This is a genomic window from Shimwellia blattae DSM 4481 = NBRC 105725 (genome assembly GCF_000262305.1).
GTDB classification, from domain to species: domain Bacteria; phylum Pseudomonadota; class Gammaproteobacteria; order Enterobacterales; family Enterobacteriaceae; genus Shimwellia; species Shimwellia blattae.
Genome location: NC_017910.1, coordinates 217,152 through 229,520, shown reverse-complemented (window position 1 = coordinate 229,520; position 12,369 = coordinate 217,152). Strand labels below are relative to the sequence as shown.

General features: G+C 56.6%; 10 protein-coding genes. 1 reads left to right on the top strand and 9 read right to left on the bottom strand.

Going from position 1 to position 12,369, the window contains the following annotated elements:
- Positions 1 to 33 precede the first annotated feature (33 nt).
- The 8 genes from glgC to EBL_RS00950 all read right to left on the bottom strand — a co-directional run bounded on the left by glgC (position 34) and on the right by EBL_RS00950 (position 10,958).
- Positions 34 to 1,317 (bottom strand): glucose-1-phosphate adenylyltransferase, encoded by a 1,284-nt coding sequence (glgC, locus tag EBL_RS00985; RefSeq protein WP_002440554.1) that lies wholly within the window; start codon positions 1,315 to 1,317, stop codon positions 34 to 36.
- A gap of 15 nt (positions 1,318 to 1,332) precedes the next feature.
- Positions 1,333 to 3,315, bottom strand: coding sequence for a glycogen debranching protein GlgX (gene glgX / locus EBL_RS00980; protein WP_002440555.1), 1,983 nt, complete (start codon positions 3,313 to 3,315; stop codon positions 1,333 to 1,335).
- Positions 3,312 to 5,498 (bottom strand): 1,4-alpha-glucan branching enzyme, encoded by a 2,187-nt coding sequence (gene glgB, locus EBL_RS00975; RefSeq protein WP_002440557.1) that lies wholly within the window; start codon positions 5,496 to 5,498, stop codon positions 3,312 to 3,314. The genes glgX and glgB overlap by 4 nt, the downstream gene beginning before the upstream one ends.
- 274 nt (positions 5,499 to 5,772) lie before the next feature.
- The gene (gene asd / locus EBL_RS00970) at positions 5,773 to 6,879 is read right to left on the bottom strand and encodes an aspartate-semialdehyde dehydrogenase (RefSeq protein ID WP_002440558.1); all 1,107 of its coding nucleotides are present in this window, start codon (positions 6,877 to 6,879) and stop codon (positions 5,773 to 5,775) included.
- A gap of 258 nt (positions 6,880 to 7,137) precedes the next feature.
- A complete protein-coding gene (gene gntU / locus EBL_RS00965; RefSeq protein ID WP_002440559.1) occupies positions 7,138 to 8,478 on the bottom strand; it encodes a gluconate transporter in 1,341 nt (446 codons plus the stop codon).
- A complete protein-coding gene (gene gntK, locus EBL_RS00960) occupies positions 8,478 to 9,005 on the bottom strand; it encodes a gluconokinase (RefSeq protein ID WP_002440560.1) in 528 nt (175 codons plus the stop codon). The genes gntU and gntK overlap by 1 nt, the downstream gene beginning before the upstream one ends.
- 150 nt (positions 9,006 to 9,155) lie before the next feature.
- Positions 9,156 to 10,151, bottom strand: a complete 996-nt coding sequence (gene gntR / locus EBL_RS00955; RefSeq protein ID WP_002440562.1) for a gluconate operon transcriptional repressor GntR — start codon at positions 10,149 to 10,151, stop codon at positions 9,156 to 9,158.
- Between the two features lie 111 nt (positions 10,152 to 10,262).
- On the bottom strand, positions 10,263 to 10,958 hold the full coding sequence (locus EBL_RS00950; RefSeq protein WP_002440564.1) for a pirin family protein: 696 nt from the start codon (positions 10,956 to 10,958) through the stop codon (positions 10,263 to 10,265).
- A gap of 355 nt (positions 10,959 to 11,313) precedes the next feature.
- On the opposite strand from EBL_RS00950, the gene EBL_RS00945 reads away from it, so the two are divergent.
- The gene (locus EBL_RS00945; RefSeq protein WP_002440565.1) at positions 11,314 to 11,589 is read left to right on the top strand and encodes a DUF2756 domain-containing protein; all 276 of its coding nucleotides are present in this window, start codon (positions 11,314 to 11,316) and stop codon (positions 11,587 to 11,589) included.
- Between the two features lie 33 nt (positions 11,590 to 11,622).
- On the opposite strand, the gene ugpQ is transcribed toward EBL_RS00945, so the two are convergent.
- Entirely contained in the window at positions 11,623 to 12,363 is a 741-nt protein-coding gene (gene ugpQ, locus EBL_RS00940; RefSeq protein WP_002440567.1) for a glycerophosphodiester phosphodiesterase, read from the bottom strand.
- Between the last annotated feature and the right edge of the window lie 6 nt (positions 12,364 to 12,369).

Sequence of the window (12,369 nt, the reverse complement as noted above, 5' to 3'; positions counted from 1 at the left end):
TTACCCCACGTGAAAATCCCTTTCGACTAGCCGTCAATCTTTCAGTCTGGCGAGCATTTCGCGGGTGACCAGTACAATGCCCTCTTCCGAACGGTAGAAGCGACGTGCATCGTCCTCGGCGTTCTCACCAATCACCATCCCTTCAGGAATAACGCAGGCGCGATCGATAATACAGCGGCGCAGGCGACAAGAGCGCCCGACCCAGACATCCGGTAATAACACAGCAGAATCAATATTACAGAAGGAATTGATTCGCACGCGCGGAAACAGCACGGATTGCACGACCACGGAGCCAGAAATAATACAGCCCCCGGAGACCAGCGAGTTCAGCGTCATGCCGTGGCTGCCGGAGCGGTCCTGCACAAATTTTGCCGGTGGCAGAGACTCCATATGGGTGCGAATCGGCCAGTGCTGATCGTACATGTCCAGTTCCGGCGTCACCGATGCCAGATCCAGGTTCGCTTTCCAGTAGGCTTCCAGGGTGCCCACGTCGCGCCAGTAGGGTTCCGCATCAGGATCGGACTGCACGCAGGAGAGCGGGAACGGGTGGGCATATGCCGCACCGGCACGGGTTATCTTCGGAATAATATCTTTCCCGAAGTCGTGGCTGGAGTTCTCATCCTGGTCGTCTTCTTCCAGCAGCTGGTAGAGGTAGCTGGCGTCAAAGACGTAAATCCCCATGCTGGCCAGTGAGCGGGTCGCGTCGCCGGGCATGGCCGGTGGGTTGGCGGGCTTCTCGACAAACTCGATGATTTTTTCATTTTCATCAACCGCCATCACCCCGAATGCGCTGGCCTCTTCGATCGGCACTGGCATACAGGCAACGGTACAGCGGGCGCCCTTCTCCACATGGTCGATGAGCATGCGCGAGTAGTCCTGCTTGTAGATATGGTCACCGGCGAGGATAACCACATACTCGGCGTTATAGCGGCGGATGATGTCGAGGTTCTGGGTCACCGCATCTGCCGTGCCGCGATACCAGTTTTCACCGTGTACGCGCTGCTGGGCCGGTAGCAGATCAACAAACTCGTTCATCTCTTCACTGAAGAAGGACCAGCCGCGCTGGATGTGCTGCACCAGGGAATGGGACTGGTACTGGGTAATAACCCCGATCCGGCGAATGCCGGAGTTAATACAGTTGGACAGCGCAAAATCGATGATCCGGAACTTGCCACCAAAGTGCACTGCCGGCTTGGCGCGGGTATTGGTTAAATCCTTTAACCGGGTTCCGCGGCCGCCTGCCAGAATTAAAGCAACTGATTTAATAGGCAGCTGACGCGCCAGCATCAACGTATCGTTTTTATCTAACTTCACCATGATTTACTCCTTTACTCATGACCTGTGGAAAACGCACACTCCGTGCGCGGGGCCGTGCCATACCGTGGTTATTACCGGGTTATCTTCCCCGGCAAACGGCGGAACAGCACGCCATTCCCCTGTGGGCAGAACAAGGTCGCCCACTTCTTCAGTTGCGTTAATAGTAATCAGCCAGGCATCGCTCAGCTGGATTTGTAAGCGTCGCGTTTGCCCCTGCCAGTCTTCCAGTCTCATCGGCTGGCCGTTTGCATTCAGCCAGCATACATTGCCGTCCTGATCATTCCACCAGTTATCCCTGATAAGTGCAGGGATTTTTTTCCGTATTTGGATCAGGGCCGCAGTAAATTCCGTTAACCCGATATAAGCATGCTCCCAGTCCAGCCAGGTCAGGGCGTTATCCTGACAGTAGGCGTTATTATTACCGTGCTGGGTATGCGCATGTTCATCACCGGACAGCAACATCGGCGTGCCCTGGGAAAGCAGCAGTGTGGTGAGCAGCGCATGGGCGCTTTCGCGACGCCGCTCCCGGATATGGTGCGAAACATTCTCGCCCTCAACGCCATGGTTGTTGCTGTAATTATTACTGGTGCCGTCGTGGTTCTCTTCACCGTTCGCTTCGTTGTGTTTCTGGTTAAACGACACACAATCGCGCAGGGTAAAACCGTCATGGGCGGTCACTAAGTTGACACTTGCCGACGGGCGGCGCTCTCCTCGCCGGAACAGGTCGCTGGAGGCGGCAAACCGGCAGGCGAACTCCCCGGCAGCCAGCTCTTTTTGCAGCCAGAAGCGGCGCGCCACATCGCGGAAATGGTCGTTCCACTCGGCAAACGGCGGCGGGAAATTCCCCACCTGATACCCCCCCGGGCCAATATCCCAGGGCTCGGCAATCAGCTTCACGCCACTGAGCACCGGATCATGGCGGATAGCCTCAAACAGCGGCGCATCCTGGCGGAATGCCGGGGTCCGCCCCATGACCGAGGCAAGATCAAACCGGAAACCATCAACATGACAGGTTTCAACCCAGAATTTCAGGCAGTCGATCGCAAAACTGACCACCTGCGGGTGGCTTAAATTAAGGGTGTTACCGCAACCGCTCCAGTTGTGGTAATCGCCATTCTCCTGTAACCAATAATAGCTACGGTTATCTATTCCGCGCAGCGAAAACGTCGGCCCATCCAGATCAGTTTCTGCTGAATGGTTGAGCACAATATCCAGGATAACCTCGATACCCGCCGCGTGCAGCGCTTTTACCGCGTCGCGAAACTCGTTCGCCGCCCCGGTAATATCCCCGTTAATGGCGTAGCGGGGCTCCACCGCGTACAGGGCTATCGGGTTGTAGCCCCAGTAATTTGTCAGCCCCAGGCGCTGCAGGCGCGGCTCACTCACGAAGCGGTTAACCGGCATCAGCTCCAGCGCGGTGATCCCAAGGCGCTTAAAGTAGTCGATCATCACCGGGTGGCCCAGCGCCGCGTAGGTGCCGCGCAGATGCTCCGGCAGCCCCGGGTGTAGCCGGGTCAGCCCCCGGACATGGGCCTCATAGATGATGGTTTCGCCCCAGGGAGTACGCGGGTGCTGGTCATTTTCCCAGTCATAGCGGTCCTGCACCACGATGCTTTTCGGGATAACCTCCCGGTTATCCCGTGAGTCTGGCGTCTCCCGCCCGCCATACAGGCGCGGATCGTCGCAGGCGTCACCCTCAATGGCTCTGGCGCAGGGGTCAATCAGCATTTTTGCCGGGTTGAAACGGTGCCCGTTCGCCGGATCCCAGGGCCCGTGTACCCGGTAGCCGTAGCGCAATCCTGGTCTGGCATCCGGCAGATAGCCGTGCCAGATATCCCCCGTTTTGCCCGGTAAAATAAAATGCTGCTCCTGGCCATGCGCATCAAAGATGCAGAGCTCTACCAGCTGGGCATGGGCCGAAAACAGGGTGAAATTCACCCCTTTACCGTCAAAACTGGCCCCTAACGGGGCCGGATTACCAGGCAGCAGTTGCGTCATTCACCCTCCCGGACCAGCCAGATGGTGGACAGGGGCGGCAACGTCAGGCTGAGCGAATGCTCACGCCCGTGGCTGGCGATAGCTTCACTCTCTACGGCCCCGCCGTTACCGGCGTTGCTGCCGTGGTAGTGCAGCGAATCGCTGTTCAGCACTTCGCGCCAGCGGCCTGGCTGGTTTACCCCGAAGCGGTAGTTATGGCGCGGCACTGGTGTAAAGTTGCTGGCCACAATAATTTCATTACCGGCACGATCCCGGCGGACAAACACAAACACCGAGTTCGCTTTATCTTCCACCACCAGCCACTCAAAGCCGTAGGGGTCGAAATCCAGCTCATACAGCGCGGCGTGTTTGCGGTAGGTGCGGTTCAGATCCCGCACCAGGCGCTGAACACCGTGGTGCCAGTTATCGCTGCCTTCCAGCAGGTGCCAGTCCAGGCTACTATCGTGGTTCCACTCCCGCCCCTGGGCGAATTCATTGCCCATAAACAGCAATTTTTTCCCCGGGAAAGCCCACATCCAGGCGTAATACGCCCGCAGGTTGGCAAATTTCTGCCACGCGTCCCCGGGCATACGGTCAAGGATCGATTTTTTACCGTGTACCACTTCATCGTGGGAGAGCGGCAAAATAAAGTTTTCGGTGTAGTTATACAGCATACCGAAGGTGAGCTTATCCGTATGGTACTGGCGATACACCGGGTCCAGCTTCATAAAATCAAGGGTGTCGTGCATCCAGCCCAGGTTCCACTTATACCAGAAGCCCAGTCCGCCTGTTTCTGGCGGGCGCGAGACACCGGCGAAGTCTGTTGACTCTTCCGCCATGGTGACCCCGCCGGGGATCTGCTCGCCAATAACCCGGTTGGTGTGGCGCAGAAACGCAATCGCTTCCAGGTTTTCGCGCCCGCCGTACTCATTGGGCACCCATTCGCCCTCTTTACGGCTGTAGTCGCGGTAGATCATTGAGGCGACCGCATCCACCCGCAGGGCATCGATCCCGAAGCGCTCCATCCAGTACAGGGCGTTCCCCACCAGATAGTTGCTCACTTCGCGGCGGCCATAGTTGTAGATAAGGGTGTTCCAGTCCTGGTGGTAACCTTCGCGCGGGTCCGCATGTTCATACAGGGCGGTGCCGTCGAAGTTTGCCAGACCGGCCTCGTCAGACGGGAAGTGGCCAGGCACCCAGTCGAGGATCACGTTCAGGCCCGCGTTGTGTGCTGCATCAACGAAATAGCGGAAGTCATCCCGGGTGCCAAAGCGCCGGGTAGGCGCGTAGAGCCCCTGGGGCTGGTAACCCCAGCTGCCATCGAACGGGTGTTCGTTAATCGGCAACAACTCAATATGGGTAAAGCCCATCCCTTTGACGTAAGGGATAAGCTGGTCTGCCAGCTCCCGGTAGCTGAGCCAGAAGTTGTTGTCGGTATGGCGCCGCCAGGACCCCAGGTGTACTTCATAAATGGAGATGGCCGCGTCCATGCCGTTTGCCCGCTGGCGCTCGGGGCTCAGGGTGGTTTTTTCCGGCAGGCCGCAGATAAGCGATGCGGTATCCGGGCGCATTTGCGCCTCGAAGGCATAAGGGTCTGACTTGATACGTAACGCGCCGTTGGCGTCGATAAGTTCGAACTTATACAGCAGCCCGTTACGCGCACCCGGTACAAACAGCTCCCAGATCCCGCTTTCCTGGCGCAGGCGCATGGGGTGGCGACGGCCATCCCAGTAGTTGAATTCCCCCACGACCGACACGCGCCGGGCGTTCGGTGCCCAGAGGGCAAAACGGGTTCCTGAGACGCCATCCACGGTTGTCGCATGGGCGCCTAAGGTTTCATAAGGGCGTAAATGGGTGCCTTCAGATAACAGCCAGCTGTCGAGCTCCTCAACCAGAGGGCCGAACCGGTACGGGTCATCAATCAGGTTTTGCTGACCATGCCAGACTACTGCCAGCTGGTAGCGAAAGACGTTTTTACGGCGCGGTAACACCCCGGCAAAAAAGCCACGGGAGTCCATGCAGTTAAGTTTACCCACCTTGCGGCCGGTTTTTGGTTCTATGACCCACACATCGGTGGCGTCAGGAAGCAGGGCCCGGACTTCCAGTCCGTTTTCGGTTCGGTGCATCCCCAGAATGGCAAAAGGGTCTGCAAAGTGTCCCGCAATTAGCGCATTAATCACGTCTTTTTCTATACGAACAGACATGTTGATCATCCTGTAATTTAAGTGCCAGCCTGCCTGGTGTTTATCTATTTGACCAGACTGACATTTTTTATTGACCTGTCATGAGCCAGACACACTATCCTCTGCGGCTCAAACATCTTCCAGATGCGGTATGCGCTTGCAACCTCATCTCAAGCATAGCCAAACGTTATATTACTCCCGGTAAAATATCGGACATCTGCGTTACTCCTTGTCATACGCACTAAATAAAGGGGTGCCTGGCACCCCTAATCCTGAACAGGCGGCGCTATATCAGTCAGGCCAGCTGGCGCAGCATACGGCGCAGCGGCTCTGCCGCCCCCCACAATAACTGGTCACCTACCGTGAAGGCAGATAAATATTGTGGCCCCATGTTGAGCTTACGCAAGCGACCAACGGGGGTGCTGAGTGTACCAGTAACTGCGGCCGGGGTCAGGTCACGCATCGTAATTTCTCGATCATTAGGCACAACACTGACCCATTCATTATGGCTGGCTAACAATGATTCGATGGACGAAACGGAGATATCTTTATTCAGTTTGATAGTAAACGCCTGGCTGTGGCAGCGTAGCGCCCCCACGCGCACACACAAACCGTCCACCGGGATCACCGGTGATGCATTAAGAATTTTGTTGGTTTCCGCCTGGCCTTTCCACTCTTCGCGGCTCTGGCCGTTCGGCAGCTGTTTGTCGATCCACGGAATCAGGCTGCCCGCCAGCGGAACGCCGAAGTTATCAACCGGCAGGTCACCACTGCGGCCAAGCCGGGTCACTTTGCGCTCGATATCCAGAATGGCAGAAGCCGGGTCCGCCAGCTCTGCAGCCACCAGATTATGCAGCATGCCCATCTGGCTGAGCAGTTCGCGCATATGGCGGGCACCGCCACCAGAGGCCGCCTGATAAGTGGCCACAGAGACCCACTCCACCAGCCCTTCCGCAAACAGGCCGCCGAGGGACATCAGCATCAGGCTTACGGTGCAGTTACCGCCCACAAACGTTTTAATGCCGTTATTGAGCCCCTGCTCAATCACATGCTGGTTTACCGGATCCAGAATGATTATCGCGTCGTCTTCCATGCGCAGCGAAGAGGCGGCATCAATCCAGTAGCCCTGCCAGCCGCTGGCGCGCAGCTTCGGGTAGATCTCGCTGGTATAATCGCCGCCCTGGCAAGTTACGATAATGTCCAGAGCTCTGAGCGCATCCAGGGAGTAGGCATCCTGGAGGGTCCCGCCGGTATGGGCGCCAAACGCCGGTGCGGCCTGCCCTGACTGGGACGTAGAGAAAAAGACCGGGCGGATAGCGTCGAAATCGCGCTCTTCCACCATGCGCTGCATAAGCACTGAGCCGACCATCCCGCGCCAGCCGATAAAACCAACATTTTTCATAACGAGTATTTCCTGCAGAGGTGTGTGTTGCGTTGCGTCAGCCTACGGTAAACCGGGCATCCGTTCACATTACAAAATGTGGCTAAAGTCGCAAGTGAAATTAATCGATGATTATAAGGGTATTAGAAAATTGCCTTATCCGGCAAAGGGATCGCGCCAGTCTCTGTTGCACTCTGAGGAAAACCTAAGAGACGCTGCGCCACAACATAAAAAAAAGGCCGCACCAGCGGCCTTTCTCACATTTACATAAGATGTGGTTCAGGATAATGCAGCGAAGTAAATCATCCCGACGATCGCCCCGACAGTCCCGAGGATGGTTTCCATCATGGTCCAGCTTTTCAGGGTCTGGGCCTCGGTTGCACCGGTAAATTTACCGAACAACCAGAAGCCTGCGTCATTCACGTGGCTCACCACAATAGAGCCCCCGGCGATACAGATAGACAGTGCCGCCATTTGCGCGCCGGAGTAGTTCAGTTGCTCAACAACCGGCATCACCAGCCCTACCGCGGTCAGGCAGGCAACCGTTGCCGAGCCCTGGATAATACGCACGGCAGCCGCCAGGATAAAGCACGTCAGGGCAATAGGCAGCCCCATACCGGTTAACGCCTCGCCCAGTGCCGGGCCCACGCCGGAGTCCACCAGGATCTGTTTGAACACGCCACCGGCACCAATCACCAGCAGGATAATCCCGGCAGGTTGCAGGGCGTGGCCGCAAATCTCCATCACCCGCTCTTTCGGCATGCCCTGGCGCATAGCCAGACCATAAATCGCCACCAGGCAGGCAACCAGAATCGCCGTAAACGGGTGGCCGATAAACTCAAACCACTGGTATGTTTCAGAGCCTTCAGGAATGAAACGGGCGGCAATGGTTTTCAGCCCCACCAGCACCAGCGGCAGTAAAATCAGGCTGATACTGAAACCAAAAGAGGGCAGTTTACCTTCGCCAAGGTGCGGATCTTTCACATCCTCCGGCACTTCAAGCGCCACAAAACGCGCGATAAAGCGGCCAAACAGCGGGCCGGCAATAATCATCCCCGGGATGGCCGCACTCAGGCCAATCAGGATCATCCAGCCAAAATCCGCGTGCATCTGTGATGCCAGCAGCATCGGGGCCGGGCCGGGAACCAGGAAGGCAGCCGCAGCGGCCACCCCGGCAAACAACGGAATAACCAGCCGGGTCAGGTTCTCATTGGTGTGGCGCGCCATAGAAAATGCCACGCTAATCAGCAGCACGATGGCCACTTCAAAGAAGAGCGGCAGCGCACAAATCAGGCCCGCAATACCGATAGCATAGCTGGCGCGGCTGTGGCCAAAAGATTTGAGCATTTTCACGGCAATCTGATCAACAGCGCCCGCTTCATGCAGAATTTTACCGAACATCGCCCCCAGGGCGACCACCACAGCCAGGAAGCCCAGGGTTCCCCCCATGCCTTTTTCCATGGTTTCGGTAATTTTCATCAGCGGCATGCCGGAAAACAACCCGGCACCAATAGACACCACCATCAGGGCCAGGAAGGCGTGCATACGCGCCTTCATCACCAGGAACAGCAGCAGTAATACGGAACCTGCAGCTGTCAGAACAAGCGTCAGTGTACCCATTAACAAACCTTATGAATTTTTGCGATCGTATCGGCAACCACGCCGTCCAGGGGCTGGTTAATATCCACAACCAGCACATCGCGTTCATCCGTCGTTGGCTCTTCCAGAGTCTCGAATTGAGTGACCAGCATCTGGGTCTTAAAGAAATGCCCTTTGCGTGCTTTCAGGCGGCTTTCGATCAGGTCGAAGTCCCCTTTCAGGTACACAAAGCGCAGATTCGGATTTCCTTCCCGTAAAATATCGCGGTAACTTTTTTTCAGTGCGGAACACACAATCAGCGATACTTTGTTAGTACGCTGCATTGCGAAAGCGGCATCATTCAGCGCTTTGAGCCACGGCTCGCGATCATTATCATTTAAGGGTTCGCCAGAAGACATTTTGATAATGTTGCTGCGCGGATGCAGGAAGTCACCATCCAAAAATGCACCCTGAAGTTCATGGGCAACCTGGCTGGCGACAGCAGATTTCCCGCTACCAGAAACGCCCATCAGGACAAAAATGTAGTGATCTTGGTTGGTCGTGCTCATAGCTAACTCCTGGTAGCACAATATAGTAACGGAAAGGAACAATGTTACGGGTAACTGTTATCGGTAACATTGTCCCGTTTGCACAGGTAACAGGCAATAACCATTACCGTACAAAGTGAATAAATGTGAAGTACGTCAAAAAAAAGAAAGTTAAATTGAGCCGCCTGGCGATAATGTAAACCCGAGGTCGAGCATCTTCGGCGTGACGATTTCCCCCCGGATCCTGGCCAGTAAGCGCTCGGCGCCAATCCGGCCCATCCGCTCACGGGGGGTCAGCACGCTGGCAAGCCGTGGCTCCATCACCTGGCCGATATCGTGGCCGTGAAAACCGGCAATCGCCATATCGTCAGGAATACGTAGCCCTACCCGCTGGCATTCGAACGCCGCCCCGACAGCAAGGTCGTCGTTGGTACAGAAAATACCGTCGAGCTGGGGGTATTCGCGCCGTGCCTGGCGGAACAACTCAATACCGGATGAATACGAAGAAGACTGCTCGGCCATCACGCTGTAAGGGGTCAGCCCCATGTCGCGCATCGCCTGCTCATAACCTTTCTGCTTCATAATAGTACGTTCATCGAGACGCGCACCAAGATAGGCGATATGGCGATGGCCGCGCTGGAGAATAGCAGACGTCATCTGGCGGGCCGCTTCGAAGTTATCAAACCCCACGGCGATATCCAGGCAGGGGCTTACGCTGTCCATCAGCTCCACCACCGGGATCCCGGCCACTTCGATCATCTTCAGTGCCCGGGGGGTGTGGCTGCGTTCGGTCAGGATCAGCCCGTCGATATTCCACGACAGCATAGAAACCAGGCGCTCTTCTTCCATTTCCGGCTTATAGCCGTAGTGGGCAAGCATGGTCTGGTAGCCAAACGCGTCGGTCACGCTTTCAATACCGCGCAACACTTCAGCAAATACCTGGTTAGTCAGCGACGGCAGCAACACGCCAATGGCGCGACTGGTCGCATTGGAGAGGATATCCGGAGCGCGGTTAGGGATATAGCCTAACTCGTCCAGCGCCGCTGCAATTTTTACCCGCAATGCAGCTGAAACCTGCTCCGGGTTACGTAAAAAACGGCTTACGGTCATTTTTGTTACTCCGACGCGATCCGCTACGTCCTGGAGAACTGGTCGTTTTTTTTTCATTGTCCTGGAGCTTCATTGAATAATCAGCTCAGTGTAACACGGACCACGGGCAACCTCCTCCTGTTACAGAGAGGGTTGCCCGGTTCATTTGATGCGGATCAGAGGCCGGAATCAGACCGGGGGTAAATCAAAGAGCAGAATTTCGCTGGCGCTGTCGGCGTGTACCGAAATGGCCGGCTCATCCCACACTGCGACCCCGTCGCCGGTTGTCACGTGGCTGCCGTTAATTTTCACGTTGCCGTTTACCACCTGGATCCACACCCGGCGATCGGCGGGCAGCTGATACACCGACTGCTCATCTTTTGCCAGCGCCCAGCGGTAGAGCTCCATATCCTGGTGGACTTTCAGAGAGCCGTCTCTGGCATCTGGCGAAAGCACCAGCTGGCGACCCTGGGGGGCATCGAACCGGCGCTGCTCATAGCGCGGGGTGATCCCGGTTTCCTGCGGGATTATCCAGATCTGGTACAGATGCAGGCGCGAAACGTCGCTCGGGTTATATTCCGAATGCCGCACCCCGGTGCCTGCGCTCATTATCTGGAATTCACCGGCCGGAACCTGCTCTTTATTCCCCATGCTGTCCTGGTGCTCTACCGCACCTTCCAGAACATAGGTCAGAATCTCCATATCTTTATGGGGGTGAGTACCAAACCCCTGGCCCGGATCGATAACGTCATCGTTAATTACCCGCAGGGCGGAGAACCCCATAAAGTTCGGGTCGTAGTAATCGGCAAAAGAGAAGGTATGCCAGCTGTCCAGCCAGCCATGGTTAGCATGCCCACGTTGGTCAGCCTTACGAACATAAATCATGGTGAATCCCCCTCGTATTTCGTTGATGACATCAGTGTGGACGTATTCACTAAGTAATCATAGAGGGTGAAAATTGACTCCTTCGTTCAAAAATTGTGAACGAATGGCGCGCAGTAAATAAAAAAAAAGCCAGCAAAAATGCTGGCTAAGAAATACTGGAAGCAATGTGAGCAATGTCGTGCCTTCAGGTGATTCCGTTAGGGGTTCCCCCTGAGTGCGTGGCAATAATAATCATTATCATTTGCATCTGTCCAGCTTATTTTTGAAAAAAACCGGAGCGGCATCACAATGCCCGGCAAACCGGCATAAAACGCGATACACTGTCAGTATCGCCCTGACAGGAGGAGCGAACACCATGAAAAGATTATTCTGGCTGGCGCTTATGGTGCCGCTGAGCACACTGGCAAACCCTTTTAGCCAGACCACCAACCCCAACCAGCCAAACTACCAGAACCCCAGCCAGCAGCGCCTGGCCGAAGATATGCGCACCCAGCAGAGCCTGCAAAAGAGCCAGCTTCAGCAAAGCCAGCAGATGCAGCGCCAGCAACAAAGCCAGCAACTGCAGCGCCAGATAGAGCAAAACCGCCAGCGCACCCAGAGCCTGCAACCTGGCAACCCCCCCCGCTACTGAACCGCATACCGGGAGCCACGGGCTCCCGGTCTCTCAGCCCCGGAAATCCGGGCCAATCTCGTCTATCCGGTCGGTACAGATACAGTCTACCCCCCAGCCCAGCAGCTGGGCGGCACGCTGGGGCCGGTTAACCGTATACACCAGAATACGCAGCCCCTGCGCTTTCAGCTCTGCCACCCGCCCGGCATCCAGCAGCCGGTGGTTAAGGTGAATGGAAACACAGCCCAGTTGCTGCACCAGCTCACGCCAGTCCCTGCGCCACTCATCCATTAACAGCCCCCGGGGCAGCGCCGGAACAGCCTGCTGTGCCGCCGCCAGAGACTCAGGGGAGAAGGAAGATAACAGCGGGGGCGTCATTCCCGCCCACAATTCCCGGGCCGCCAGTGCCACTTCCGTGCCGGTGCGGCTCTCCTCGCCGGTGGTGGGTTTAATTTCAATATTGATCATCATGTGGTGCTGGCGGCAACGCTCAGCCACCTGGCGCAGCAGCGGTAGCGGTTCACCGGCAAACGCCCGGGAGAACCAGCTTCCGGCATCCACCTGAGCCAGCTGCGCCCAGGGAAGCTCCCCGGCAATGCCCCAGCCGTTGCTGGTGCGCTCCAGGGTGTCATCATGCAGCAGGAAAATTTCCCCGTCCCGGGAGAGTTTTGCGTCACACTCGAACATGGTGTGGCCGTAGCGGGCACCGGTATCAATCGCCGCAAGGGTGTTTTCCGGGGCCAGTTTACCGCCCCCGCGGTGGGCGACAATAGTCGGGTAAGGCCAGTGATTCATAAGCAA

Coding starts and splice junctions, on each gene's coding strand:
- glgC (WP_002440554.1), bottom strand. CDS start 1,317: ATGGTGAAGTTAGATAAAAACGATACGTTGATGCTGGCGCGTCAGCTG.
- glgX (WP_002440555.1), bottom strand. CDS start 3,315: ATGACGCAACTGCTGCCTGGTAATCCGGCCCCGTTAGGGGCCAGTTTT.
- glgB (WP_002440557.1), bottom strand. CDS start 5,498: ATGTCTGTTCGTATAGAAAAAGACGTGATTAATGCGCTAATTGCGGGA.
- asd (WP_002440558.1), bottom strand. CDS start 6,879: ATGAAAAATGTTGGTTTTATCGGCTGGCGCGGGATGGTCGGCTCAGTG.
- gntU (WP_002440559.1), bottom strand. CDS start 8,478: ATGGGTACACTGACGCTTGTTCTGACAGCTGCAGGTTCCGTATTACTG.
- gntK (WP_002440560.1), bottom strand. CDS start 9,005: ATGAGCACGACCAACCAAGATCACTACATTTTTGTCCTGATGGGCGTT.
- gntR (WP_002440562.1), bottom strand. CDS start 10,151: ATGAAAAAAAAACGACCAGTTCTCCAGGACGTAGCGGATCGCGTCGGA.
- EBL_RS00950 (WP_002440564.1), bottom strand. CDS start 10,958: ATGATTTATGTTCGTAAGGCTGACCAACGTGGGCATGCTAACCATGGC.
- EBL_RS00945 (WP_002440565.1), top strand. CDS start 11,314: ATGAAAAGATTATTCTGGCTGGCGCTTATGGTGCCGCTGAGCACACTG.
- ugpQ (WP_002440567.1), bottom strand. CDS start 12,363: ATGAATCACTGGCCTTACCCGACTATTGTCGCCCACCGCGGGGGCGGT.